22 protein-coding genes are annotated in these 24,793 nt (G+C 62.4%); 9 read left to right on the top strand and 13 right to left on the bottom strand.

Annotated features, from left to right (window positions below):
• Nucleotides 1–4: 4 nt before the first annotated feature.
• The gene (locus tag CHB87_RS10620) at nucleotides 5–1,576 is read right to left on the bottom strand and encodes a hypothetical protein (RefSeq protein ID WP_089408401.1); all 1,572 of its coding nucleotides are present in this window, start codon (nucleotides 1,574–1,576) and stop codon (nucleotides 5–7) included.
• Between the two features lie 270 nt (nucleotides 1,577–1,846).
• On the opposite strand from CHB87_RS10620, the gene CHB87_RS10615 reads away from it, so the two are divergent.
• Nucleotides 1,847–2,422, top strand: coding sequence for a hypothetical protein (locus CHB87_RS10615; RefSeq protein WP_089408400.1), 576 nt, complete (start codon nucleotides 1,847–1,849; stop codon nucleotides 2,420–2,422).
• Between the two features lie 195 nt (nucleotides 2,423–2,617).
• On the opposite strand, the gene CHB87_RS10610 is transcribed toward CHB87_RS10615, so the two are convergent.
• The 5 genes from CHB87_RS10610 to prfB form a co-directional block, all read right to left on the bottom strand.
• The gene (locus CHB87_RS10610; protein WP_089408399.1) at nucleotides 2,618–3,058 is read right to left on the bottom strand and encodes a GCN5 family acetyltransferase; all 441 of its coding nucleotides are present in this window, start codon (nucleotides 3,056–3,058) and stop codon (nucleotides 2,618–2,620) included.
• Between the two features lie 3 nt (nucleotides 3,059–3,061).
• Nucleotides 3,062–5,227 (bottom strand): protein-disulfide reductase DsbD family protein, encoded by a 2,166-nt coding sequence (locus tag CHB87_RS10605; RefSeq protein WP_089408654.1) that lies wholly within the window; start codon nucleotides 5,225–5,227, stop codon nucleotides 3,062–3,064.
• A gap of 54 nt (nucleotides 5,228–5,281) precedes the next feature.
• Complete coding sequence (locus CHB87_RS10600) at nucleotides 5,282–5,680, bottom strand: CoA-binding protein (protein WP_245817932.1); 399 nt, start codon at nucleotides 5,678–5,680, stop codon at nucleotides 5,282–5,284.
• Nucleotides 5,681–5,693: 13 nt separating this feature from the next.
• Entirely contained in the window at nucleotides 5,694–6,182 is a 489-nt protein-coding gene (locus CHB87_RS10595) for a DinB family protein (RefSeq protein ID WP_089408398.1), read from the bottom strand.
• Nucleotides 6,183–6,241: 59 nt separating this feature from the next.
• Nucleotides 6,242–7,385, bottom strand: a protein-coding gene (gene prfB, locus CHB87_RS10590) for a peptide chain release factor 2 (protein WP_217897029.1) whose coding sequence is annotated in 2 segments (ribosomal slippage) — nucleotides 6,242–7,315 and nucleotides 7,317–7,385 — 1,143 coding nt in all. Because the reading frame shifts where the segments join, the coding sequence is not laid out codon by codon here.
• 125 nt (nucleotides 7,386–7,510) lie between these two features.
• Here prfB and CHB87_RS10585 point away from each other — a divergent pair.
• A complete protein-coding gene (locus tag CHB87_RS10585) occupies nucleotides 7,511–7,924 on the top strand; it encodes a TOBE domain-containing protein (RefSeq protein WP_089408397.1) in 414 nt (137 codons plus the stop codon).
• Between the two features lie 67 nt (nucleotides 7,925–7,991).
• On the opposite strand, the gene lnt is transcribed toward CHB87_RS10585, so the two are convergent.
• Nucleotides 7,992–9,656 carry an apolipoprotein N-acyltransferase gene (gene lnt, locus CHB87_RS10580; protein ID WP_245817931.1) on the bottom strand — a complete coding sequence of 555 codons (1,665 nt, stop codon included), beginning with the start codon at nucleotides 9,654–9,656 and terminating at the stop codon, nucleotides 7,992–7,994.
• 67 nt (nucleotides 9,657–9,723) lie between these two features.
• Here lnt and CHB87_RS22745 point away from each other — a divergent pair, with 67 nt between their 5' ends.
• The 3 genes from CHB87_RS22745 (at nucleotide 9,724) to CHB87_RS10570 (ending at nucleotide 13,119) form a co-directional block, all read left to right on the top strand.
• The gene (locus CHB87_RS22745) at nucleotides 9,724–9,855 is read left to right on the top strand and encodes a hypothetical protein (protein ID WP_281252328.1); all 132 of its coding nucleotides are present in this window, start codon (nucleotides 9,724–9,726) and stop codon (nucleotides 9,853–9,855) included.
• A 43-nt stretch (nucleotides 9,856–9,898) separates the two neighbouring features.
• Nucleotides 9,899–12,295 (top strand): APC family permease, encoded by a 2,397-nt coding sequence (locus CHB87_RS10575; RefSeq protein WP_176441695.1) that lies wholly within the window; start codon nucleotides 9,899–9,901, stop codon nucleotides 12,293–12,295.
• Between the two features lie 548 nt (nucleotides 12,296–12,843).
• The gene (locus CHB87_RS10570) at nucleotides 12,844–13,119 is read left to right on the top strand and encodes a hypothetical protein (protein ID WP_089408395.1); all 276 of its coding nucleotides are present in this window, start codon (nucleotides 12,844–12,846) and stop codon (nucleotides 13,117–13,119) included.
• Nucleotides 13,120–13,210: 91 nt separating this feature from the next.
• Here CHB87_RS10570 and CHB87_RS10565 read toward each other — a convergent pair whose 3' ends face one another.
• A complete protein-coding gene (locus CHB87_RS10565) occupies nucleotides 13,211–13,831 on the bottom strand; it encodes a class I SAM-dependent methyltransferase (protein ID WP_089408394.1) in 621 nt (206 codons plus the stop codon).
• A gap of 10 nt (nucleotides 13,832–13,841) precedes the next feature.
• Entirely contained in the window at nucleotides 13,842–14,192 is a 351-nt protein-coding gene (locus CHB87_RS10560) for a bactofilin family protein (RefSeq protein WP_089408393.1), read from the bottom strand.
• A gap of 187 nt (nucleotides 14,193–14,379) precedes the next feature.
• Here CHB87_RS10560 and CHB87_RS10555 point away from each other — a divergent pair, with 187 nt between their 5' ends.
• Complete coding sequence (locus tag CHB87_RS10555) at nucleotides 14,380–15,267, top strand: hypothetical protein (RefSeq protein ID WP_089408392.1); 888 nt, start codon at nucleotides 14,380–14,382, stop codon at nucleotides 15,265–15,267.
• Between the two features lie 19 nt (nucleotides 15,268–15,286).
• On the opposite strand, the gene menC is transcribed toward CHB87_RS10555, so the two are convergent.
• From menC to mazG, 3 genes are all read right to left on the bottom strand, one after another.
• Complete coding sequence (menC, locus tag CHB87_RS10550; RefSeq protein ID WP_089408391.1) at nucleotides 15,287–16,426, bottom strand: o-succinylbenzoate synthase; 1,140 nt, start codon at nucleotides 16,424–16,426, stop codon at nucleotides 15,287–15,289.
• Between the two features lie 70 nt (nucleotides 16,427–16,496).
• Nucleotides 16,497–17,246: a GNAT family N-acetyltransferase gene (locus tag CHB87_RS10545; protein WP_089408390.1), complete on the bottom strand. Its 750-nt coding sequence runs from the start codon at nucleotides 17,244–17,246 to the stop codon at nucleotides 16,497–16,499.
• 26 nt (nucleotides 17,247–17,272) lie between these two features.
• Nucleotides 17,273–18,082, bottom strand: coding sequence for a nucleoside triphosphate pyrophosphohydrolase (gene mazG / locus CHB87_RS10540; protein ID WP_089408389.1), 810 nt, complete (start codon nucleotides 18,080–18,082; stop codon nucleotides 17,273–17,275).
• A 105-nt stretch (nucleotides 18,083–18,187) separates the two neighbouring features.
• On the opposite strand from mazG, the gene CHB87_RS10535 reads away from it, so the two are divergent.
• Nucleotides 18,188–18,391 (top strand): DUF3311 domain-containing protein, encoded by a 204-nt coding sequence (locus CHB87_RS10535; protein ID WP_089408388.1) that lies wholly within the window; start codon nucleotides 18,188–18,190, stop codon nucleotides 18,389–18,391.
• Nucleotides 18,392–18,844: 453 nt separating this feature from the next.
• Here the strand turns inward: CHB87_RS10535 and CHB87_RS10530 are convergent, their stop codons facing one another.
• Nucleotides 18,845–19,564, bottom strand: coding sequence for an OmpA family protein (locus tag CHB87_RS10530; protein WP_089408387.1), 720 nt, complete (start codon nucleotides 19,562–19,564; stop codon nucleotides 18,845–18,847).
• Nucleotides 19,565–19,811: 247 nt separating this feature from the next.
• Here CHB87_RS10530 and uvrC point away from each other — a divergent pair, with 247 nt between their 5' ends.
• Together uvrC and CHB87_RS10520 are read left to right on the top strand one after the other, a co-directional pair.
• The gene (gene uvrC / locus CHB87_RS10525; protein WP_089408386.1) at nucleotides 19,812–21,872 is read left to right on the top strand and encodes an excinuclease ABC subunit UvrC; all 2,061 of its coding nucleotides are present in this window, start codon (nucleotides 19,812–19,814) and stop codon (nucleotides 21,870–21,872) included.
• A gap of 222 nt (nucleotides 21,873–22,094) precedes the next feature.
• Nucleotides 22,095–24,569 carry a TonB-dependent receptor gene (locus tag CHB87_RS10520; RefSeq protein ID WP_245817930.1) on the top strand — a complete coding sequence of 825 codons (2,475 nt, stop codon included), beginning with the start codon at nucleotides 22,095–22,097 and terminating at the stop codon, nucleotides 24,567–24,569.
• The last annotated feature ends 224 nt before the right edge of the window (nucleotides 24,570–24,793 follow it).

Here is a 24,793-nt window from a genome sequence, read left to right as displayed (position 1 = left end):
GAATTTAGAAAGCCCCCAAGCCCTCCGACCCCTGAGTCCTGGCCCCAGGAGCCTGCTTCGCAGCCGTTTGGACGATCGCACGCGCGGGCGAGCCGCTCCGCCGCAGCCGGTACACGTAGAAGTGCTCATCCTCGACGTAGCCCCGGTCGAATTGCGCCAGCAGATCGGCCTCGACCTCTCCGTTCGCCAACGCGTCCGTCTCCTGCGCGCTCAAGGTGCGGTTCATCAGAAACAGCACCTCGGGCGCATCGAGCCGCCTCAGCCCTTCGATCACGCCCGCCGGCACATCCCGGTGCATCACCATCCAGTCGCGTCGTCCCGCGAAGGTCATCACGCGGTCGACGCACTGGCATTCGATCTGGTAGATCGGCCGTTGCAGCCGCTCGGGGACGCCGATCACATGCGTATCCGGCTCTCCCATCAGCGGCTCGTTCTCCAGATGATGCGCCACGATCCACTGCGCCGCGGCCTGGTCGTCGGTATACGGCCTCCCCCACTGGCGCGCCACCTCGTATCCACTCGAGATGACGATCAGCCCCAGCAGCACGTAGCTGGCGGCGGAGACCTGCTCGTGACGGTAACGCATCATCCACAACGCGACCAGGAACGCGATATACATCACGCCCACATGCCGGATGCCGGCTACGCCGCTGACCTGCGAAAACAGCACGCCGATCGCCAGGACGCTGCCGACCATCATTCCCAGGTGGCGCTGCCGGCGGAACATCAGGTACAGCAACACCAGCGCGATCGGTACGAAGAGCGAAGTCGGCCACACGGGATCGCCACCCCAGAAGCTCACCGGGTCCGACACCTGCGGAAACCACGCCACGCCCGCCCACTTCGCGAAGCCCTCGCCCAGGTGCTCGAGATCCCAGAACTGCGAGAATGCATGGCCGGTCGAGGTCCAGCTGATGTCCTTCGCCGGGCAAGCCGTAAACATCGCCAGCGCAATGCCAGCCGCATAGACCGCCGCCGCCGAGACATAACGACGCGCCTCAACCCGGCCCGCAGCCCGTTGCGCCCGGTAGCGTTCGACCCCATACTCCAGCAGCAGGCCCGATCCCAGAATGGCGCCGGTGATATCCACATTCGCGATCAGCGCGAGCCATAGCGTGTTCCGCACCATCCACTCCGGACGCCGCATGCGGAACCAGACATAGACCAGCGCGAACAGCAGCTCCAATCCGTACATCCGGCACATGACCGTGTATTGAAAGAAGACATAGTAGCCCATGAAGATCAGCGCCAGCTCGCGCAGCCGGAAGGGCGTCGTCAGCGCGAGCATGAGGTAGATCGCGGTGCCGATCACGCCCTGCACGACCTTCAACATCCACGGCTCGCGCGTGATGCGGCTGGCCGCGTAGCAAAGGGTGTACCAGAGCGCGGGATGCGCTTCGTAGTGGACGCGCCGCAGCAGCTCCGCGTAGCTCTGGCTGACGCACGCGATGCCCCACACATTGATCTCGTCCCGCCATAACTGATGGTGGACGAGCTGCACATAATACAGGCCCAGAAATGGAATCAGCAGCAAGACCCGCGCAGGCTTCGGCCAGCGTTCCAACAGAAAACCCATGAACTCCCCAGGACATCCGGCGATTGCGGTCGGCAGGCTTTCCGCCGCTACGATACCTTTCGATGTCTAACAGGTTGGTTGGGGCTGTATCGGGTTCGGTTTCAATTTGCGCGCGCTTTTCCTCCGGCGGGCAACGGCATCCGCCGCAACGCCTGCAGACGCAGGTGGACGCGAGCGCCAGGGGCGAGTCGCCGGAGCATGACCTATAGCCGATCCAATCGTCAGAGGGACTGTAACTATCACGACCGCAGGAGACCGGCCATTCGCACCTTGATTCTCTCGCTTGCCCTCTGCCCCGCCGGCTTGCTTGCCGCTCAAACTTCGTCCGCTAAACCGCAGGCTCCGAAGCCCGATCTCAGCGCGCATCCGGAGTGGCCGAAGGCAGATCCGGCCGACGTCGCAACCATCCAGAGCACCGTGCATGCGTTTTACAGCGCCATCTCCGCGCCGGCCGGAGGCAAGCTCGATCGGACCCGTCTGCGCTCCCTGTTCACTCCAGGCGGACGCATCGTGGTCGGCCTGGCCGCCCGCGGCTCCCGCCCCGCGGACGTGATCTACCTGACGCCGGAAGAGTACGCGGCGGGCTCCAACGCAGCGACCGCGCAGAAGGGCTTCTTCGACCGCAGCCCCGCCAACCAGATCGAACAGTTCGGCGTCATGGCGCACGTCTATTCGACCTACGAGTCGCGCAATCGCGAGGACGAGCCCAAGCCGATCGCGCGAGGCATCAAATCGTTCGAACTGCTCCACAGCGCAGGCCGCTGGTACATCGTGCAGATCTACTGGGACTGGGAGAGCCCCGAGAATCCGCTGCCGGAAAAGTACCTGCACAACAACGGCAAATAGCTATCTTTCCGCGTCATGGATGATGTCGTGTCGTGGTCCAGCTTCCAGGTAGGCCAAGGCTTCAGCGTCTTTGTTTCGAGGTAGGCCAAGGCTTCAGCCTTGGCACACGAACCCTGCAAAGAATGGGCTTCAGCCCCTGGGTAAGCCTTCCTCTCCATCGCGGCACTCTCATTCCATGCGCTCCGGGAGTGAAGCTCACTCTCCACGACCTGCCAAACCTCGCAGAATGTCGAGACGATTGGCGGGAGCATCGGATGACAGGAAGGCGAGGATCGTATCCGCCGTGCGCTTTGGACGTGTCAAGAATTCGACAGGCCACTCAGTCAGGCGCACGTCTTTTATGTGCTGATACTCCCCCGGCTCGTCCTCTGCCAGATACTCTAACTGCCGAATCAGCGCGACAGGCTCTTCCGCGCCTTCGATTCTCTTTGAGGCTGCAACTGCCTCAGCATAACTGGCATACGCATAGTAATAGTCATTGCCCTCATGTTCGTCTGGAGCACCACCTTTAGGATGGCACCATACTCGGTACTCTAAGACCTCATCCCAGACGTAGCCTCCCCCATTCCAGACGACCGCCGGGTATGACCCAACCAGACTCACGTCAATCGCGTCTGGATATGGCTGAGAGCTCATCTTCTACTTGCCCGCGTCCTTCTTGATCGCGTCGAGCACAATCGCCTTCGTCAGCACCTCGGGCAGCACATCCGGCGCGCCGGAACCAGCGGGATAGATCACGTACGTCGGTACTCCGCTGCGACCCACGGCCGCCAGCGCCTGCGTGATCGTCTCGTCGTACTTCGTCCAGTCGGCCTTCAGCAGCGTCACCTTGCGGTCGCGCAGATCCTTCTGGACCTCGTCCGACTTCAGCACCAGCCGCTCGTTCACCTGGCAGCTCAAGCACCATGCCGCCGTGAAGTCGATGAAGACCGGATGCCCGTCCTTGCGCGCCGCGTCCACCGCCGCCTGCGAGTACGGCGCCCACGTCAGCAAGCCATCCTTCGAAGCGGAGCTTCCGGCCTTCGTCGCCGATGGCCCCGCATCCGCCCGCTGCGAGAGCGGGATCGCCAGCCCGACCAGAATCAGCACGCCGGCCACGATGGCGCTCGACCACTTGCCCGGCCAGCGGCCCATCACCCAGCCCGCGATCGCCAACAACAGAAAGCAGGTCAGCAGCATCGCCAGGTGGTTGACGCTCTCGCCGGACTCGCCCGCGAAGAGCTGACCGTAGACCCACGCGAGCCAGATCACCGTACCGAAGAGCGGCACCGCCGTCGCCTGCTTCAGCGTCTCCATCCACGCTCCGGGACGCGGCAGAATACGCGTCCACGCGGGCTGCAGCGTCAGCAGCAGATACGGCAGGGCCAGCCCAAGACCGAGGGCGGTAAATACCGCAAAGGTCACGCCCGGCGGCTGCGCCAGCGCGAAGCCGATCGCCGCGCCCATCAGCGGAGCCGTGCAGGGCGTGGCGACAATCGTCGCCAGCACGCCGGTAAAGAAGCTGCCCGCGAACCCCTCCTTCTTCGCCAGTTCGCCGCCGACCGAGGTCATCGAAAGCCCCATGTCGAACTGTCCCGCCAGCGACAGCGCGAAGAAGAACAGCCCCGAAGCCAGCACCGCGATAAATACCGGCGACTGCAGTTGGAAGCCCCATCCGGCCTGACTGCCGCCCGCGCGCAGACCCAGCAGCACGCCGACGATCACCCAGAACGAAACCAGAATCCCCAGCGTGTAGACCAGTCCATGCGACCGCATGCGGCCGCGTTCCTCGCCCGACGACTGCACCAACGCCAGCCCCTTCAGAAACAGAACCGGAAAGACGCACGGCATCAGGTTCAGAATGATGCCGCCGACGAACGCAAGACCGATCGCGCCGATCCAGGTCACACCGTCCGCCCCGGCAGGTGCGCCGGGCTTGCTCGAAGAGATGGACATTCCGGCCGAAGGCGCAACCTCGCCTGCCGTCACCGGTCCATTCACCTCATACGAGAGCGTGTCCGAAAATTTGACCACGCCGTGCAGCGTCGCGGGCAGCGCCGTCAACTCCGGCGCGCGCTTCACGCGAATTCGCACGCCATCCTTAATACCCTCTCCCATCTGCGGGGCGGCGTTCGCGATGATATCCGGATCGATGGGATAAAACTCCGCATCCGTCTCGTCGTGGCCGGTCAGAAGGGTCAATACCAGATCGGTCTTGCCGCCCACGACCGAGAACTTCATCGCCGGCGTCATCGGCTTCGGAATCAACGAGATGGCCGTGCCAAGCGCGCCTGCCGCTTGCCCCGCGGGCGCGTTCGGCTGAACGTCGAGATCCAGCCCCAGGTGCGCCTTGCCGGGGATACACACCTGCGCGCAGACCAGCCAGCTTACCTTCGCATCCAGATGCACCTTGCCCGGCTTCACGTCCGGCGCAACCGAGATCGTCAACGGAAACGCCGCCGTCTCCTCATATCCGAAGTCCATCAGCGGCCCGAGCGGTAGCCGCGACGGCGCCGCGAACTGCATCGGGCCGGCGGTCACACCTGCCGGAAGCGTCCACACGATCTTCGGCGGCTCGCCCGAATCCCCGGCGTTGAGCCAGTAGACATGCCAGTGCTCTTCAAGCGCCAGCACCAATCCGACCTGCACCGTTCCGCCCGGCGAAACGGCGGGCGCCAGGGAAACCAGCTCCGCCGTCAGATGCTGCGCCTTCACCGGCCCGGGACCGCCATCGCCCACCGCCGCAAACTGCGCCCGCGCGATACCGGCAAGTAAAAACAGCACCGCAAAGAGGCGAAGAGACAGGCGATTTGGCGTACGTATCATATCCATCGATTGTAGGGGTTCGACGCGCGGCGCCCCAAGCCGGTTACAAAGTCCTTACAACCGGTGCGCATGCTCGACCATGATGCAGCGATCCATCACAACGCGGATGCCGCCCGCCTCGGCCTTTGCCGCGGCTTCGGCGTTGACGATGCCCTGCTGCAACCACAGGTCGGTCAACCCGAGCGTCAACATCTCATCCACGATGGCCGGAATCGCCGCCGGCAGGCGAAAGACGTTCACCACGGCGGGCTTCTCGGGCAATTCGCTCAGCGACGCATAGGACTTCTCGCCCAGTACGCTTTCGACCGCCGGATTCACCGGCAGAATGCGGTATCCATGCGCCTGCATGTAGGCCGACACGCGATAGCTCGCCTTGGCAGGATTGTCCGACAGCCCCACCACGGCAATCGTCTTCGCCGTCAGCATCGATTGGATCGTTCCCGACTCGTTCACGCTATCCCCTCTGCTATTTGTGCCAGCAACCCAGCAACCGCCGCAGCACGATCAGCTCGCCCAGATGATACGCATTGTGGTCGGCGATCAGCAGAGCCTCGCGCAGCAGGTTCTGTCCTTCGCCCCACATGAAGGGCTTGTAGAGATCGACGTTCGGCTTCGTCAGCAGCGCCTCGAACTTCGCGCGATCCGCCCGGATCTCCACGATCGCATGGTCCCATGCATGCGCCGACGGCGGCTCCGGAGACTTCGGCCAGTACGCGTCCGGCCAGGCATGATGCTGATATCCACCCGTCGGCGGGGCGCTGAAGTCCAGAATATCCCGCTGCGTGAACCGCATATGCTCGAGGATCTGCCACGCCGAATACGGCAGCTTATCGACCACGACCCCACGCAGCTCGACAGGAAAATCCTTCACCGCCGTCTCGAAGTCCGCGTGCGCCTGCCCGCCCTTCAGCAGCGCGATAAGCTGCTTCACCAAACCCGCATTTGCATCCGCCATCGGTCCGTTCTCCTCACCGATAGGATGCAGGCGGACAGACACCGGTTCACAAACAGGAGCTACAGATCGTCCGCGTCGTCCACCGGCGCCGGCATATGGCCCTCGCGCCGCATCTTCAGATAGCCGCGGATAAACGGCTCCAGCGCGCCATCCAACACCTTGTCCACATCGCCGACTTCCACGCGCGTGCGCAGATCCTTCGCCATACGATACGGCTGCAGTACATAACTGCGAATCTGCGAGCCGAAGCCGATGTCCAGCTTCGAGTCCTCGATTTTGCGCGTCACGGCCTTCTTCTTGTCCAGCTCATACTCGTACAGCTTGGAGCGCATCATCTTCATGGCGCGCTCCTTGTTCTTGTGCTGCGAGCGCTCGTTCTGGCAGCCGGTCACCAGGCCCGTCGGGATGTGCGTAATGCGTACGGCGGAGTCGGTCGTATTCACATGCTGTCCGCCCTTGCCACCCGAGCGGTAGGTATCGATGCGCAGGTCTTCGGTCTTGATGTCGATCACGATCGTGTCGTCGATCTCGGGCGAGACGAAGGCGCTGGCGAAGCTGGTATGCCGCCGCTTGGCCGAATCGAAGGGCGAGATACGCACAAGGCGATGCACGCCCGTCTCCCCGCTCAGCAGGCCGAAGGCGTAGTCGCCCGTGATGGTGAACGTGGCCGACTTGATGCCCGCCTCGTCGCCATCCTGAATCTCGTTGATCTCGGTCTTGAAGCCTTCGCGCTCGGCCCAGCGCAGGTACATGCGCATCAGCATCTCGGCCCAGTCCTGGCTCTCCGTGCCGCCGGCGCCGGGGTGGACGGTGACGATGGCGTTCAGCGGATCGGTCTCCTCCGAGAGCATCGTCTTCGACTCCAGCTTTTCGACGAAGTCGCGCAGCGCAGGAATCTCGCGTTCGAGCTCGGTCGCCATCTCCACTTCGCTCGCAGGATCTTCCTTCGCGAGGTCGAAGTAGGCCTGGATATCGTCGGCCCGGCGTTCGATCTCGCGGTCGTCCGCGAGCAGCGTCTCCAGCCGCTTGCGTTCGCGCATCAACGGCTGCGAACGCGCGGCGTCGGCCCACACGGCGGGGTCGGCGATCTTCTCTTCAATGCTTGCCAGTTCACGCTTCAGGCGGGACGAGTCAAAGATACTCCCGCAGATCGCGCACTTTGTCGCGGACCGGGGAGTAGGCGTATTCAAGATCGGTAATCATAGAGTTCGATTCTAGCCCATTCCGGAAGACAGTTCCTCATTCCCTGTTCCGTGCCTCTGGACTCCCGGCTAAGCCCGTTCAGATATGGGAGTTATACTGCCCTCAGCGTTACGAGGCGCACGTCGATGCCAGATGCGGATGTCCTGTTGAAACCGAGCGAAGCGGCCGCCGCCCTGGGCGTCAGCTACCCCACGCTAAAGCAGTGGATACTCGCCGGAACGCTGAAGACCATCAAGACCCCGGGCGGTCACCATCGCATCGCGCAGAGCGACCTGAAGCCCTTTCTAAAAGCAGCGCCAGGCGAAGGCAGCAGGTCCTCCCGCGAGCGTTTCCGCAACGTCAGCGGACGCAATCAATTAGTGGGCACCATTATCGAGGTGAAGATCAGCGGCCTGCTGGCGCAGGTCGTGCTGGAGATAGGCGACCAGCGCATCACCTCCATCATCACCTCCGACGCAGCCCGCGAGATGCAGCTCCGCAAAGGCCAGACCGCAGCCGCGTTGATGAAGGCGACCGAGGTCATGATCGTCCGAGCCTGACTCCCCCACGCTGTCATCCTGAGCGCAGCGAAGGACCTGCGTTTGTACTTGCCAATCCTCTTGTTTGTCATCCTCGAAGAGCATCTGCTTCTACCTTTGTCTGAGTAAGTCGAGCCCATCCGAGCCCCGCGAGCGTAACGCACAGACAAACCCACGCAAACCAATCTCCGTGGCGCGTATAGAAAGTAACTCTCGACTTATACTCGAACGGCATCGCATATGCCCCACGCACATGCCGCGGAGCCTCCAACATAGTACGCCCGAAAGGATCGATCGTTGTCGTCACCCCGGTATTCGTATCCCGAATTACCCAACGACGATTCTCGATTGCCCTCATTCGAGCCATATTCAGATGCTGCCACGGAGCACCGGTATCCCCATACCATCCATCGTCGGAGATATTGACCAATACCTCGGCGCCATTCTTCACAAACTCCCGCACCTCATCCCCGAAGATCGACTCATAGCAGATGAAAACACCATAAACATGGCCCCCGGCGTGAAAGAGATCGCGCCGTGAACCGGGGTCCATATTGCCTACGCCCGCAGTCAATTTACCGGCAAAGAAGAATAACTCCTTGAACGGCACATACTCCCCCCACGGCACCAGATGAATCTTGTCGTACCGCCCCTGAAAGCCGCCGTCAGGAGCAATCAAAGCCGCCGAGTCGTACAGCTTGTACCCGCGCTGGACCCCGGGATCGCGATCCACGCCAAGGCTGCCTGCAATCACCGGCGCCCTTGTGGCGCGCGCCACATCGCCCAAGATGCCGCGAAAGCGTTCGTCGGAAGTAAGAAAATCCGCTGGCGCTTCTGGCCAGACGACTAAGGCAGGTGCAGGAGCAGGCTCGGCCTGTTGCCATGCCGCAAAGCCATCGGCGGTCGCCGCTGGAGACCAGAGCGGATGCTCGCTCAACCGGGAAAATTCGCGATACTTCTCCTCCATGGTCAATGGCGCGGCTTCCTTACCCACCGCTCCAACTTCCAGATTCTCTTGCAACAGAACAGCCGTCGAAAATTGATGCTTATTCAGCAATGGCATATCGAGCGGCGGCAAAACTGTCAGCCCGCCAGCCACGAGAACGAACACCGCCGCCAAAGACAGGCGAAGCCGGGTTCTCTGGAAAAATACGGAGGCGACCGATGCATTCACCCCAGCCACGACAAAGCTGACGGCCATCACCCCAGCGAAAGGAGCCAAATGCGACGGCAATGCATTGTCCACCTGCGAGTTCCCCAGCAGATCCCACGGAAACCCCGTGATCCTCGCCCTGGCCAGCTCCACCGCGACCCAGCAGAACGGCGCCAGCGCCAGCGCCCAGCCCGTCCCAAGCCGCCGCAGCCCGGCCATCAGCGCGCCGAACAGCGCATGATAGAGACCCAGGTACATCGCAAACAGCAGCAGAATCACCGCAGCCACCGGCTTCGGCAGACCGCCGTAGAGATACATCGTCTGATAAATCCACCAGCAGTTGCCGATATACCAGACAATGCCGCAGGCATACCCAACCGCCGCGCCCTGCTTCACGGTGAGCGCCTGGCCCTCTGCGTTCGTGTCCAAAAGTGCAAGCAGCAGAAAAACAGGCCCCGCCCAGGCCAGCACAGGCCACCCTTGTATCTGCTGGGTGAGCGGAAACGCCAGCACCTGCAGAACGCCCGAAACCACCGCCAGAAGCCAAAGTCGCACAGGAATTTGTCGCATCGCAACGAAGTCTAACATTGCCAACTGCATCCAATCATTCGCGCCGGCGCCGGAACATTCACGCACACGCTGCAATATCGGGAGTTACAATAAAAATATGGATTCGCTGCTACACGTCATCGCATCGGCCGTCGTGCCCCTCTTCTTCCTCGGAATGGCCGGCAGCGCTATCGTCATCGTGGTGAGCTTCGCGGAAGACATGAAGGAGCTATTCGGAGACGAAGACTAGGCCAGCACAACCGGCCGCTCCGCCCGCCCGCACCGACCCAACCATGGCATCTAAATCAACCATCCCACTTCCCGCCACTCCTGCCGCCCAGACACGCGTCCGCCTCGTCATTGCATCTTCCGTGATGCTGACCTTCATCTCCTTCTGGCGCGCTGCGGCTATTGTTCTCAATGATTTAGGATCATCGGCCTTCTACGCCGGCGGCATCGCGGAGGAGGCCGTCGGCAAGTCCGCGCCCTGGTTCATCCTCGGCGTGATGCTGTTTTCCTTCGCCGTGCGCGCCGTCTACGTCGAATCCTGCTCGATGTTCACCCGCGGCGGAGTCTACCGCATCGTCAAAGAGGCGCTCGGCGGAACCTTCGCCAAGCTCAGCGTCTCGGCGCTGATGTTCGACTACATCCTCACCGGACCGATCTCCGGCGTCTCCGCCGGACAGTACATCATCGGTCTCTTCAACGAACTGCTCCGCCTCGGCAGCAGTCAGCACTGGCTGCACGGCGCCTTCACCCACGCCTCCGGGGCGGCCCGCCAGTTCCCCGTCGACGGCGCATCCGCCGTCATCGCGGTCATCGTCACCGTGTACTTCTGGTGGCAGAACATCAAGGGCATCGAGGAATCGAGCGATAAGGCCCTGAAGGTCATGAAGATCACGACCGTCATGGTCGTTTTGCTGCTCGGCTGGGGCATCTTCTCGGCCATCCACCTCGGCGCGCACCTGCCGCCCTGGCCCACCCCGGCCAACCTGCACTTCAGCAAAGACGCCCAGGGCTTCCTCTTCCATACCGGCTTCATGCGCACCGTCGGCCTCTTCGGCGTGCTGATGGCCTTCGGCCACTCGGTGCTCGCCATGAGCGGCGAAGAATCGCTCGCGCAGGTCAATCGCGAGATTCGCCACCCCAAGCTCAAGAACCTCAAGCGCGCCGCGATCGTCATCGCCATCTACAGCACCATCTTCACCGGCCTGGGCTCGCTGCTGGCCGTCATGCTCATTCCGGACGCCGTCCGCGTGCCCGTCTACCGCGACAACCTCATCGCCGGCATGGCCATGTACATGGTCGGGCCCATGGCGATGCGCATCGCCTTCCGCGTCTTCGTCGTCATCGTCGGCTTCCTCATCCTGGGCGGCGCGGTCAATACCGCCATCGTCGGCTCGACCGGCGTGCTGATGCGCGTGGCGGAAGACGGCGTCCTCACCGACTGGTTCCGCAAGCCACAGCATAAGTTCGGCACCAGCTATCGCATCGTCAACTTAGTCGCGGGTCTGCAGTTATTCACCATCATCGTCACCCGCGGCGACGTCATCATGCTGGGCGAGGCCTATGCCTTCGGCGTCATCTGGAGCTTCACCTTCAACTGCCTCGCCATGCTTGTCCTCCGCTGGAAGTACAAGGGCGAGCGAGGCTGGAAGGTGCCGCTGAACCTGAAGATCGGCAAGACCGAGCTACCCCTCGGACTTATCTCCGTCTTCCTGGTCCTGCTCACCACGGCCATCGTCAACTTATTCACCAAGTCGGTTGCAACCGTAAGTGGCGTACTCTTCGCCGCTACGTTCTTCGTCATATTTTCGCTTTCCGAGCGCGATAACAAGCGTCGCCACGATATGACCAAGCGCCAGATGAAAGAGCACTTCCAGCTCGAGCATCAGGACACGGTCGGTCGCGAGGCGCTCGACATTCGTCCCGGCTCGGTCATCGTCACCATGCGCGATTCGACCGCGCCGATCGCGCTGAAGTGGGCGCTGACCCATACCAATACGGTCGAGCAGGACTTAGTCGTACTTGCCGCGCGCATGACCGGCGCCGGCGGACCGGACTATCTCGAAGCCACCGAGCAGCTCTTCAGCGAGCACGAGCAGATGCTCTTCACGAAGGCTGTCTCGGTCGCCGAAAGCTTCGGCAAGCATATCTCGCTGCTGGTCGTACCCGCGGGCGATATCTTCGCCGCCCTGGCGCAGACGGCTAACTCGCTCGACTGCGCGGCGGTCGTCTCCGGCCAGTCCACCAAGCTCACCGCGCACGAACAGGCTTACCACGTCGGACAAGCGTGGGAGGCGCTGCCCGAACCCAAACGGCAGTTCACCTTCTATGTCGTCAAGCCCGATGGCGAGGCGCTCAGCTATCACATCGGACCGCATGCTCCCACCATCAATCCCGACGAGGTGCAACTCGTACACCGGCTCTGGCTCAACCTGCGCCGCATGCCGCAGATGCACGACTTACATCACAGCGACATTATCACCTACGCCCTCACCAACATGGCGAAGGAGTTCGCGGACAACCAGCAGCACACGTTGAATGGCCTGAAGGAGTGCATGCAGAAGCCCGCCTCCAAGCCTCATCTCGGCTCTTCGCGTTACGACTCGGTCGAAGATGCAGGACCGGGTTACTCTCTGTCGAAGCCGGCCGTGGATCCAACGAAGGAGACAAAGGTACTCACCTAAATCAGTGATTTATACCTACTTTACTTTCACCTAAGCCAGGGCTACCGCCCTGGCTTTGTGCTGGGCAGATTTATTCCACGCCGCGATCGAGCGTGGAAAGCTCGTCTTACCTCGTCGCGGCAGATTATTTCCCACCCCAGGACGGATTACCTTTTGCTGGCGAGCAGCCCCAACTGCCTGTCATCCTGAGCGTAGCCGAAGGACCTGCTTTTGTTCTTGCTGTTGCTTGCCTTCCGCCTCTGACTCGAGCATGAACAGGCAACGACGAAAGCCTGAAGCAGATCCTTCACTTCGTTCAGGATGACAAGCATTGCGGGCTGCTGCTTGAGATCTAAAGGTAATCCGCTCTAAGTCCCAGGCTCAATTTGTCTGGCTTGAAAAAGATGGGGCAATCCTTCGTTCTCAATCGCTATTTTGTATATAGAAAAGATATCTCCCATTTGCGCTGGGATATTCTTTGTCTGTATCTTGAAAGCTGTTGTATTGCCCGGCAGGTACGGTACAGAGCTCCCCACTGTTACCTAGCTTGGCTTGCACGGGAGGACATAGTGGAAGTCAGCAAAATCATCGCAGAACTCGATTCACAGATATCGAAGCTGCAGCAGGCGCGCGCGCTGCTTGCAGGCACAGAGGTCGTCGCTGCCGCCGACAAGCCGAGACGCGGCCGTCCCAAGGGCAGCAAGAACGCCACCACCAAAGTCCCGACCAAAGCCCCCGCGGTCGCGAAGAAGGCAAAGCGTGAACTGACCCCCGAAGGCCGCAAGGCGATCGCGGACGCAATGAAGCGCCGCTGGGCCGCACGACGCAGCGCAACCGCCAGCTAACTCACCGAATAAGGCAACAGGCAAAGAAGAACGGCGCGGGAGATCACTCTCCGGCGCCGTTCTTCTTTCTACACCTACTCGCATGCAATATTCACCGCGTCACCATCACCTCGCGCAGAGCGTCCTTCGCAAGGAAAAACCGGTAGCTCGCGTACTCCTTCAGCATCTGTTCGACCTGCCGGTTGGTGAAGGTCTGCAGCACCGTAAATCCTCCGACGCGCTGCATCGACACATCCTCGGTCTCGGTCAGGTGATAGCGGGTAAAGACCGTCTCGGGCCCATCGGGCTTCGAGTGGAAGTACGCCAGCATCTGCGCGCCCGGCGTCATCACCTCGAGCAGGCGCGCCAGCGTCGGCGCCACCAGCGGCTCCGGCAGATAGTCGAGCGCATCCCACAGCATCACCACATCGAAGACGCGACCCGAAAAGCTGAGGTTGTGGCTCAGGAAGCCGTCCACATCGTACTCGACGCCGTCGGCGCCCTCGCGGCGAAACTCCGCCGCCTCCGGCACGACGCTGGCCATGTAGATGCTATGCCCAAGCCCCGTGAGGAAGTTGATATTGCTCGAAGAGGTTGGACCAATGTCCAGCACACGCAGCCCGTCGGTCGACTTCAAATGCTTCAGCATCTGCGCCCAACCGCTGGAGTGGCGTGAACTGCGATCCTGCGCCGGGCGCGAGCTACCGCCGTCTTTCCTGCCGAAAAGACTCATGGCCCGTTCCCTACTGCGCCGCGTCGAGCTTGCCGCCGGTCAGCTCGACCCGTCCGCGAATGCTCGCACTCTCTTCCACCGACAGCCGCGCGGCGTGGATATCGCCGTTTACCACCGCGGTCTGGCGCAGCTCCATGCGGCCCGAGGCCATCACGTTCCCGTCCACCTGCCCGTATACGATCAGGTCGCGCACGGCGATATCGGCCTGGATCTTCGCATTCGGACCCACGGTCAGGCGTCCCTCCGCGAGATGGATCGTACCTTCGATCACCCCGTCCATGAACAGATCCTCGCTGCCCGAAAGCTCCCCACGAATCGTAACGGACTTCCCAATGACGGTCGAACCCTCTGCTGGCTTCATCGATCCTCTTTTCCCCGCGGCGTGCTCCGAAGAGTCGCCGCTCGTTGCCCTAACTCTACCCATCCACAACCATCGAGGCAAACCGTAAAACTTTCGCTGCGTCTGGCGCGTCGAATACCCTGAGCTTGATACTAAGGGGAAAGCGAGGGGCCGCGTGCGAGAAACCGGGAAAGAGCCAGTGACGTCCATGCGCCGCCACCCCCGCACCCCATTTCGTACGCTGGCCGGCCTGGTCCTGATGCTTGGTTCCGCGCTTCGCGCTCCGTCGCAGATGACACCCGAGGCCGCGCACGACCTGATCGCGCAAGCCGCGAAACATGAACTCGAAATCATCCAGTTCAACGGCGTCTTCGTCCGCTATCGCGTCCACATCGTCAACGGCCACGGCGACCAGTACCGCGACGTCATCGAATCGAAAGACGGCACCGTCGCGCGCCTCATCTTCAAGGAAGGCCGCCCGCTCACGCCCGAGGAGGATCAGGCCGAGCACGAGCGCCTGAAGGCCATGATCGACTCGCCCGCCGCCTTCGCCAAGCACGTGCGCGGCGACGTCACCGGCAAGAAGCTCGCGGTCGACCTGGTCAGTCTGATGCCGGACGCCATGACCTACACCTGGGTTCCCGGTCAGCCGCAGTTTCCCATGCCGGGCAGCTCCTCCGGTCAGGTCGTGCTGGACTTCGTCCCCAATCCCAGGTGGCATCCGCCGACCATGACCTCCGAAGCGCTCACCGGACTGCGCGGACGCGTCTGGATCGACCCGCAGAGCCACCGCATGCTGCGGCTCGACGCCGACATCTTCCAGGGCGTCAACTTCGGCTGGGGCATGCTCGCGCATATCTATCCCGGCGGACACGTCATCCTCGAACAGACCGATGTCGCCGCCGCGGGCAGCCCGAATCAGCGCTGGATCTTCTCGCACTTCATCCAGCACGTTACCGTCCGCGCCCTGATGGTCAAAACCGTGCGCGAGAACAGCGAGATCGCCGCCTCCGGCTTCCAGGTGATCCCGTCGATGCCCTACCCGGACGCCATCCGGCTACTGCTCGCAACGCCGCTGCCGGCGAAGCTCCAATGACCTGAGCGACCAGACATCTCTAGCCGATGAACGAACTTGTGCGCGCCGCTGCAATCAACGTCCGCCGCCGCACCGTGATCTTCTCGATCCGGTCGCGACGCACCTCGTAGCCGCTGCCCGGCGTCGTCGGCACGACGATCTCGCCCTCCGCGCTCACCGTCACCGCCGGCTCGATCACATCCTCCGCCCAGTAGCGCGCGGAGGCGGACACATCGCCCGGCAGCCGGAAGTTCGACAGCGACGACAGCGCCACATTGTGCGCGCGGCCGATTCCGGTCTCCAGCATGCCTCCGCACCACACCGGGATTCCACGTTCAGCCGTCGCATTATGGATCGCGATCGCCTCGGAGAAGCCGCCCACCCGCCCAACCTTGATGTTCACAATCCGGCACGACTCCATGTCGATTGCCGCCAGCGCATCGCGCCGGTTGCGAATCGACTCGTCCAGGCAGATGGCCGTCTTCAACCGCTTCTGCAACATGGAGTGGAAGTAAAAGTCGTCGTACCAGAGCGGCTGCTCGATCATCAGCAGGTTGAACCGGTCCCAGTCCACGATGTGGTCGAAGTCCTTCATCCGATAGGCCGAGTTGGCGTCGCAGCTCAACAGAATCTCCGGCCAGCGCTCGCGCACCTGCTCGAAGATCTTCGTATCCGTACCCGGCTGGCACTTCAGCTTGATGCGCTGATAGCCCGCCGCCAGCTCCGTCTCGATCTTCTCCATCAGCAGTTCGGGCGAGTTCTGCATGCCGATCGAGACGCCGCAGGCGATCTTCTCCCGCGTGCCGCCCAGCAACTGCGCCAGCGGCACACCCTGCCGCTGCGACTCCAGATCCCACACCGCGTTCTCAAGCGCCGCCTTGGCCATTCGGTTGCCGCGCACCTGCTTGAAGACGTCAGGACAGCTTCCGCCACCCTTCAGCTCCGCTCCCAGCAGCTTCGGCGCAAGCTCATGCTCGGTGATCGTCCACGCGGTGTCGATCATCTCCTCGCTGAAGTAAGGGTGCTCGCCCGCGACGCACTCGCCCCACGCGGTCAGGCCGTCGCTTTCGATCTCGACCAGCAGGATGCGGCGTTGCGTGGTCAGACCAAAGCTCGTCCGAAACGGATGAGCCAGCGGCATGTTGATCTCTCGGAGATGAATGGCATCGATCTTGAACATCGTTCGTCCTTGCTTTCCTGTTTGTCATTCCCGCAGGGAATCTACTTTGCTTCGGTTTGCACCAAAACCGCTACAAATCCGTCCTGCCGATCAAAAATCGCCCATTCCGCTCGCCATCGAGAGCATAACCCACAACCGCCAGCCCGCGCACGAAAGAATCCTGCAAAGCCAACCGGTTCAACCGTTGCAGGTCGGCGGCCAGCCCTCTGTCGGCCTCGCTCTGCTTCCAGCGATAGACCGCGGCCGGCACCTCGATCGTCTCGATTGCGTCGATGGCCAGTGGAGCGCCGGCCAGCACGGCCTTCACGCGCGGCGAACGCAGCCACCACTCCGCGCACAGCCGGTCGGTCGGCAGGCCGCCCTGCAGCGGCGAACTCGAAGCCCCGTAAAAGTCCGGCTCGTACCGCCGCGCGATCGCGCCCAGCTTCGCGATGTTCAGGTACGCGTTCTTGATCTCCAACGGGTCGAAGGTCCACTCCATCAGGTCGAAGCCGCGCTCCAGTGCCACGTCGCGCTGCGCCAGCTTCAGCCGCCGTCCGATGCCCGCGTTGCGATACTCCGGCAGCACGGCCAGCATATGCGAGTGCAGATACGGCACGCCCTTGCGGAAGCCCGGCAGGCCCATCGCGAAGCCGATCATGACGTCGCCGTCGAACGCCCCCAGCACCATGCCGCCGATCTTGTGAGCCACCAGAAACATCTTCCGCGGAATGACGTCGCCGCCATCGTATCCCCAGGTGGCAAGCTGTAGCTCTACGCAGCGCTCGAAGGCGGGAAGCGTGTCGAGCACTTCGATTCGAATCTCTGGAGTATCTTGCATTTTGGCTGTCGTCCGCAAATCGTCTGTCATTCTGAGCGAAGCGAAGAATCTGCTTCCGTCTTTGTCTTCGCCTTGGCAACCACCCAAAGCGCCTCCAGTTCGGCCGCCGAAAGCTGTTCCAGCGCGGACGCTCCACCCGCCAAAGCTTCCATCGCGCCAAACCGCGCACGAAACTTCGCATTCGCGGCGCGCAGGGCGAACTCCGGATCGAGCTTCAGATGGCGTGAAAGATTGACCGCGGTAAACAGCAGGTCGCCCAGTTCGTCGAAGGCTCGCTCCGATGAACCGGGCGCAAGCTCCGCCTTCAGCTCGCCGATCTCTTCATCCAGCTTGTCGAATAGCCCCGACACATCCGGCCAGTCGAAGCCCACCTTCGCGGCCTTCGAGCCGATCTTCGCCGCCTCGATCATCGCCGGCATGGACCGTGGAACATCCTCCAGCAGGCCGCCGGAGACGCCTCGCGCGGCCTTCTCCTGCTTCTTGACCGCCTCCCAGTTGCGATTCACCTGGTCGGCGTTGTCGACCGTTCCGTCGGAGAAGATGTGCGGGTGGCGCCGGATCAGCTTCGCATTCAGGTTCGCCGCGACATCCTCGATGTTGAAGTAGCCTGCGTCCTGCGCCATCTGGGCGTAAAAAAGCACCTGCAGAAGCAGATCGCCAAGCTCGTCCTTCAGGTCCGGCCACGCGCGCCGCTCGATCGCGTCGAAGACCTCGTAGGTTTCTTCGAGCGTATGCCGCTTGATGGAGTCGAAGGTCTGCTCACGATCCCAGGGACACCCATCCGGCCCACGCAGCCGAGCCATCAATGCAACCGCTTCTTCCAACGCAGAGACCATACGTCCAGTTTATCCGGCCTATCGCCTTTACGCATTGGCCTTTCCTGTTTGTCATCCTCGAAGAGAATCTGCTTTTGCCTTTTTCGGTGTATTCTGACCAACAACATGCCCACCGAGCCCACATCCGCCACGAGAACCCGCTGGAAGCTGCTGCTGATCCTGCCCTACCTCGGCCTGTGCTTCCCCGCGCTCTACGCCCGCAATACGCCCGTGCTCATGGGCTTTCCGTTCTTCTACTGGTACCAGTTTGCATGGGTGGCGCTGGCGTCGGCGATTATGGCTCTGGTCTATAAGAAGCTGAAGTATTAGCGACTGTGCTCCGTCGCCCTTCCTGTGAATCCAATTTTTCCGTGCGTGAGCCATTGACTTTGCTGGCACAAGAGCGAGGATTGAATTCGGAGGACCTGCAGATGTCAAAAGACATTGACTGGCCGTTTTCTAACTATCCCCATTACCCGCCGGGCCACCCAGAACGACTTCGCTTACTGCGTTTACAGCTCAGGCTGGCCAAGACTCGTGGGAAAATACGCAAGAAGAAGCGCTAAATCTATAACAACAGAGGACCTTAAATAAAAAGGCGGCTGGCAGGGCATTGCACATGCTGCCCCGCCGCCGGGTGGTAGGAGCGTCTCCGCCGGCAGCACGCCGGCGGATCGCTTGAGGTAAGAGTGGTCGTGCAGGGTGAATCTTTGAAGCAGAAGGGTGTTGCAGAACCTATCGGCGAATCCGCCGAAAGCTTGAGAGCAAGACGCTCGAAAAATCCTAAGAACCCGTCATATTCGAAAGCAGCTGAATCTCCACGCGGCGATTCTTCGCTCGTCCGGCTGCAGTCTTATCAGACGCTACCTGTACATCCTTGCCTATCCCCACAAGGTAGAACTTGTGCGGCGGAACGTTGTACTTCGCGGACAGATAGGTCACAACCGCGTCCGCGCGACGCTGGCTCAGGCGATAGTTATACTCCGCATCGCCGACTGAGTCCGTACCGCCCGTCACCTGCAGAATATAGTGCTGCGTCGAAGCCAACTGGTCGGCCAGCGAGTCGAGCTGCTTCTTGTCCGCGGCCGTCAGCACCGCTTTGTCGAAGCCGAAGGTTACGCTGGTGTCCGCGAGCGACTTGTAGTTGTCCAGATTGGCGACCACACCGCTGAGCGAGTCCACGCGGTTGTAGGCCTCCTGCGCGTTCTTCCCCGCCGCGTCGGCCGACTGGCCAGCCGCAAGGGCATGCTGATCCGCCGTATTCGCCGCGTTCTGCGCATTGGCGATGCCGCGCTGCGCACGATCATCCGTATCCAGAATATTGCGGTGGTCGGCCGCCGTCTTCGCGTCCAGTTCATTGGTCTGCTGGATCAGCGGCGCCGTCTGCGCACGCACGTAGTTCTTCGACGAGCAGCCCGTCACCGTGACACAGGCAAGCAGGGCGGAGGTTGCGGCAGCAGCCAACATCATACGCATCCGGTCGGTTCGGACAACTTCGCTCATATTCGATCTCATGGCTTCTCCTTGGTCATAACCTTTGTGGCAACAAATCTTGCATGACACATCACAACAATCGGAGAGATAGCAATCCCCGCGCCAAATCGATAAGTCATTTACGTTCAACGGTTTGCCAATTTCGCACCGTCCCAGGCGCCCGCAGAACCCGGAACTTTTCTCCCGCTCGCGCGTCAAATCTTCCGGCCCGAAGACGCATACACTGAAGAGAACGCCTCGTCGCCCCAGAACCCGCATGGATCTCTACGAAAAAATCCGGACGCTCCCCACCAAGCCGGGCTGCTACCTCTACAAGAACGCCGAGGGCGTCGTGATTTACGTGGGCAAGGCGAAGAACCTGCGCTCGCGCGTGCGCAGCTACTTTCTGGAGGCGAACCAGCGGCAGAATCCGAAGACCGGCTCGCTCATGCGTGAGGCGGTCGACGTCGAGTACATCGTCGTCGACAACGAGCGCGAGGCGCTGGCGCTTGAGAACAACCTCATCAAGCAGCGCAAGCCGCGCTTCAACATCCTGCTGCGGGACGACAAGACCTATCCTTATATCAAGCTCACCCTGCACGACCGTCACCCGAAGGTCTTCGTCACGCGCAAGCTGCGCAAGGACGGCTCGGCGTACTTCGGTCCGTTCTTCCCCGGCAACCTGGCCTACCGGCTGGTCGACCTGATCCACCGCTCCTTCCTGATCCCAAGCTGCAAGGTGGACCTGAACCGCTACCACCCGCGCGCCTGTCTGCAGTACTACATCAAGCGCTGCCTCGGCCCATGCGTGCAGGACCTCGTCACGAACGAGGCTTACCGCGAGACCATCCGCGACGTCCAGCTCTTCCTCGAAGGCCGGACGGAGGAGCTCGAAAAGAAGCTGAGCCAGCGCATGGCCCAGGCCGCCGAAGACATGCAGTTCGAGCTGGCCGCCCGGCTGCGCGACCAGATCGTCACCGTCCACCAGATGCAGGACAAGCAGCGCATGGCCAGCGCGGACAACGAGGACGCCGACGTCTTCGGCTTCCACTACGAGAACCAGATGCTCGCCGTGAACCTCTTCCACATGCGCGGCGGCAAGATGGTCGACCGCCGCGACTTCTTCTGGGAGGATCTGCCGGAGTTCCTCAATACGTCGCTGAACGACGAATTGGAATCGGAGCAAGAGGAGGTTTGTCATCCTGAGCGCAGCGAAGGACCTGCGTCTCCGCCGCTCGAGGAGGCGTCCATCTCAACCCTCGAACCCAGCCCCGATCATTCCGCGCCCCAGATCGAACAGGAGAACATCGACGCCCGCGCGCCCATCCAGCGCGCCGCCTTGACCGATATGGGCACCGAGCTGGGCGAGGCCTTCTCCCCCGCCGTCTTCTTCAGCGCGCTCCTGAAGCAGCTCTACTTAGACCAGTCCTACGTCCCGCGCAGCATTCTTGTGCCGGTCGACTTCCCCGACCGCGCCGTGCTGGCCGACCTGCTCAGTGAACGCACCAAGCACCGCATCGAGCTGGCCGCCCCGCAGCGCGGCGACAAGCGTTCGCTGGTCGACCTCGTCTGCCAGAACGCCAAACAGTCCTACGACCAGCGCTTCCGCGTGCTGCAGCCCAATCAAAAAGCCATCCAGCAGGCGCTACAAGACGCGCTGATGCTCGGCGAGCTGCCCACCCGCATCGAGTGCTTCGACATCTCGCACATCCAGGGCGCGGAGACGGTCGCCAGCATGGTCGTCTGGGAGAACGGCGAGATGAAGAAGGCCGACTACCGCAAGTTCCAGATCAAGACCGTCTCCGGCAACGACGACTTCGCCAGCATGCGCGAGGTCATCCAGCGCCGCTACAAACGGCTCCTCGACGACAAAAAGCCATTCCCGAGCCTCGTCCTGATCGACGGCGGACTCGGCCAGCTTCACGCGGCCTACATGGCGCTCGAAGAGATTGGCGTCACGCTGCAGCCGCTCGCCAGCATCGCTAAGAAGGAAGAGATCATCTACGTCCACGGGCAGGAAGACGAGCCGGTCGTGCTCGACCGCCGCTCGCCCGTGCTGCACCTCGTCCAGAAGATCCGCGACGAATCCCATCGCTTCGCCGTCACCTACCACCGCAAACGCCGCCAGATCCGCGACCGCGAGTCCGAGCTGGACGCCATCCCCGGCGTCGGCGCACGCACCCGGCAGCGGCTCATCCAGCACTTCGGCAGCGTACGCGGCATCAAGCAGGCGGCCGAACAGAATCCCGACGCGCTGACCGCCGTCGTCACCAAGGCGACTGCGGCGAAGATTCAAAGCCACTTCCAGAGCGAGCCGGCGCTGCCCATCCTGCAGTAGCCGAAGGCCGGGCCGACCGCCCCGCAGCCGGTTGACCCACCCCTTGAAAACTTATAAAGTCGCTATGAAGAATCGATATTTTTCGATTTCCTTCGCACGCGAACCCCAACTTTCCCGATGCGCAGATCGGCCTGTCACGGTCTCGCCCTGCCTCGTTCACCCTCTCCGCAACTGTCTCCGCCGCGTGCGTGAGACCTGAGAGCCTGCTTGAAAAGGAATCCGATGCCCCGCACCACCGCTGTCTCCCGGCCCGCTTTTGTTCTACAGATGTCGCTTCCCTTCTGCGCTCTTCTGCTGTCTCCAGCCGCAAGCGTCGCGCAGACCGCGCCGCAGCTCAGCGGAACTGTCCGTGACCAGTCCCAGGCATTCGTCGCCGACGCCGCCGTCACGCTGATCGACACGGAGTCCGGCCTCACGCTGCGGACCATTACGAACTCCGCCGGCCAGTACACCTTCGTCTCCGTCGCCCCGGGCGTGTACCGGCTCGAAATTCAGAAGCCGCGCTTCGCCCCCGTCTCGATCCCGGGCCTCAGCCTACACGCCGGCGGATCGCTGACGCGAGACCTCACCCTTTCGCTCGCGGGCGCGACCGCCTCCGTTACAGTCAACGGCACGGCCGCCGGCGCGGTTGCCGACGGATACGCCGTCGGCAGCGTCGACCACGGCGTCATGGGCAACGCTCCGCTGGTCGACCAGCCGTACACCATCACCGTCATGCCCGCCGAAGAGATCGCCAACACCCAGGTCAAGAGCCTGCGCGACGCCATCAAGTACCTTCCGCTGGTCTCCTTCACCGAGCAGCAGGGGCCCGAAATCCTGCGGCCCGCGACACGCGGCGTGCAGGGCAGCATCGCGCAGAACACCCGCATGGACGGCATGGCCATGGCCATCACCGGCGGCAACCCGATGGAGCAGTACCAGGCGTTGCAGGTCGAGAACGGCCTGGGCGCGGCCATGTACGGCCCGGCGAACCCCTCCGGCATGTTCGACTTCGTCCTCAAGCGGCCGACCGAGGAGCGCACGGCGAACCTCTACCTCGAACAGGACGGCTCGACCGTCGGCACCATCTACGGCGACGCCGGCGGACGCCTCGGCCCGCACAAGATCTTCGGCTATCGCACCAACCTGCTCTTCGGCGACGGCACGCAGTTCGTCGAAGGCAGCCGCCTGCGCCGGCGCCTGGCTGAGTTCGCCTTCGACATCCGTCCCACCGAACACACCACCATCGACGCGCACTACAGCGTCTACGACCTCGTGCAGCGCGGCTATCCGGGCTGGTTCAGCTACGGGCCTTCGTCGAAGACCAATGCCGCCGCGCCGGACTACATTCTGCCCAACGCGCCCGACCCGACCCGCATGGGCTACGGTCAGGTCTACGCCGGCGTGAACCTGACGACGCAGTCCACCAGCGCACGCGTTCTGCACGACTTTTCGCCCAACTGGCACGCCATGGCAGGCGGCCTGGCGCAGCGGCTGGACCGCTTCATCGACACGCCCGTCAACACCATCACCGACAACGCCGGCGACTACAGCTCGTCCCTCGCCAGCGGCTTCGCGCCGCGCTTCGGCGTGGAGAGCGACCTCGGCTACATCACCGGCGTCATCCAGAAGTTCGGCATCAAGCAGGACGTCGTACTTGCCAGCGAGGGCTACCGGTTCAACCAGTACTCCTATACCGCGAATCTCGCCGCGAATCTTCTGCTGGGCACGGCGAACGTCGACGCGCCGAAGCTCTTCGCCGCTCCGCTGGCCGGTCTGCCTCAGAATCGCGGACTCTACCAGTCGGCAGTGGTTCATCAGCAGGGTTTCAACCTCGGCGACCTGATCTCCTACCGCAACCGCTTCCTGGTGCGCCTCTCGGCCAGCCAGGACTGGATCGGCGTCGACAACAACTCCGCGACCGCGCGGCTGAGCGGATCGAACAAGCAAGGCATCAGCCCGTCGGCCAGCGTGATGTACAAGCCGACCAGTTGGAGCACGGCCTACGCCACCTATGCCAGCAGCCTGCAGCAGGGCGACATCGCTCCCGGCAGCACGAACCTGATCAACGCTAACCAGTCGCTCTCGCCCTATCGCAGCAAGGAGTGGGAGGTCGGCTTCAAGACCGAGAACCATCCGCTGGCCATCACCACGGCGCTCTTCCGGCTGCAGCGCCCCTTCGCCGACACCATCGCCTACAACGGCAGCACGACCGAGAACATTTACGCCATCGTGGGCCAGCAGGTGAACTTCGGCGCCGAGATCTCCGGCCAGGGCACGCTCTTCCATCGCCTGCTGATCGACGGCGGCTTCACGGCGCTGAACGCGCGGCTGAACAACACCAACGTCCCCTCGACCGACGGCAAGCGCTTCGTCGGCATCCCTGCCTACAAGTCGAACCTGCTGAGCGAGTTCCGCGTTCCGTATGTCGCCAACCTGAGCGTCACGGGCGACTGGCAGTTCGTCGGCAAGCGGCCGCAGGACGACCAGAACCTGCACACCACGACCGGCTACAACACCTTCGACTTCGGGTTCCGCTACTCGCACGCCATCTTCACCCGGCTGGCGACGCTGCGCTTCACCTGCAACAACATCACCGATACGCGGTACTACTCGACCATCGCCGCGGGCGATATCACGGGTACAAACGCCAGCGCCAACACCGCCCACCTCGGCACGCCGCGAACGATCTCCAGCTCACTGCAGTTCGCGTTTTAGGGTATGTTCTTGCGACGTAGGGTGTAGCGGCTTTGTTCAGGGCACGGCTTTAGCCGTGCCATCTCTCCCCGACCCAATGCGGCTTCAGCCGCTGAGGTACGCCTTTCGCTCTGTGGCGGCTCGAACAAGAATCGTACCCCAGCGGCTGAAGCCGAATCCGTCGCCTGACCGGACCGGCATGGCTGAAGCCATGCCCCTAACAGGTCCACTCCTCATGCTCCCTG

This window comes from Granulicella rosea, assembly GCF_900188085.1.
Classification (GTDB): domain Bacteria; phylum Acidobacteriota; class Terriglobia; order Terriglobales; family Acidobacteriaceae; genus Edaphobacter; species Edaphobacter rosea.
Note: the sequence above shows the minus strand (reverse complement) of the source record. Positions and strands in the feature narration are given on the sequence as shown.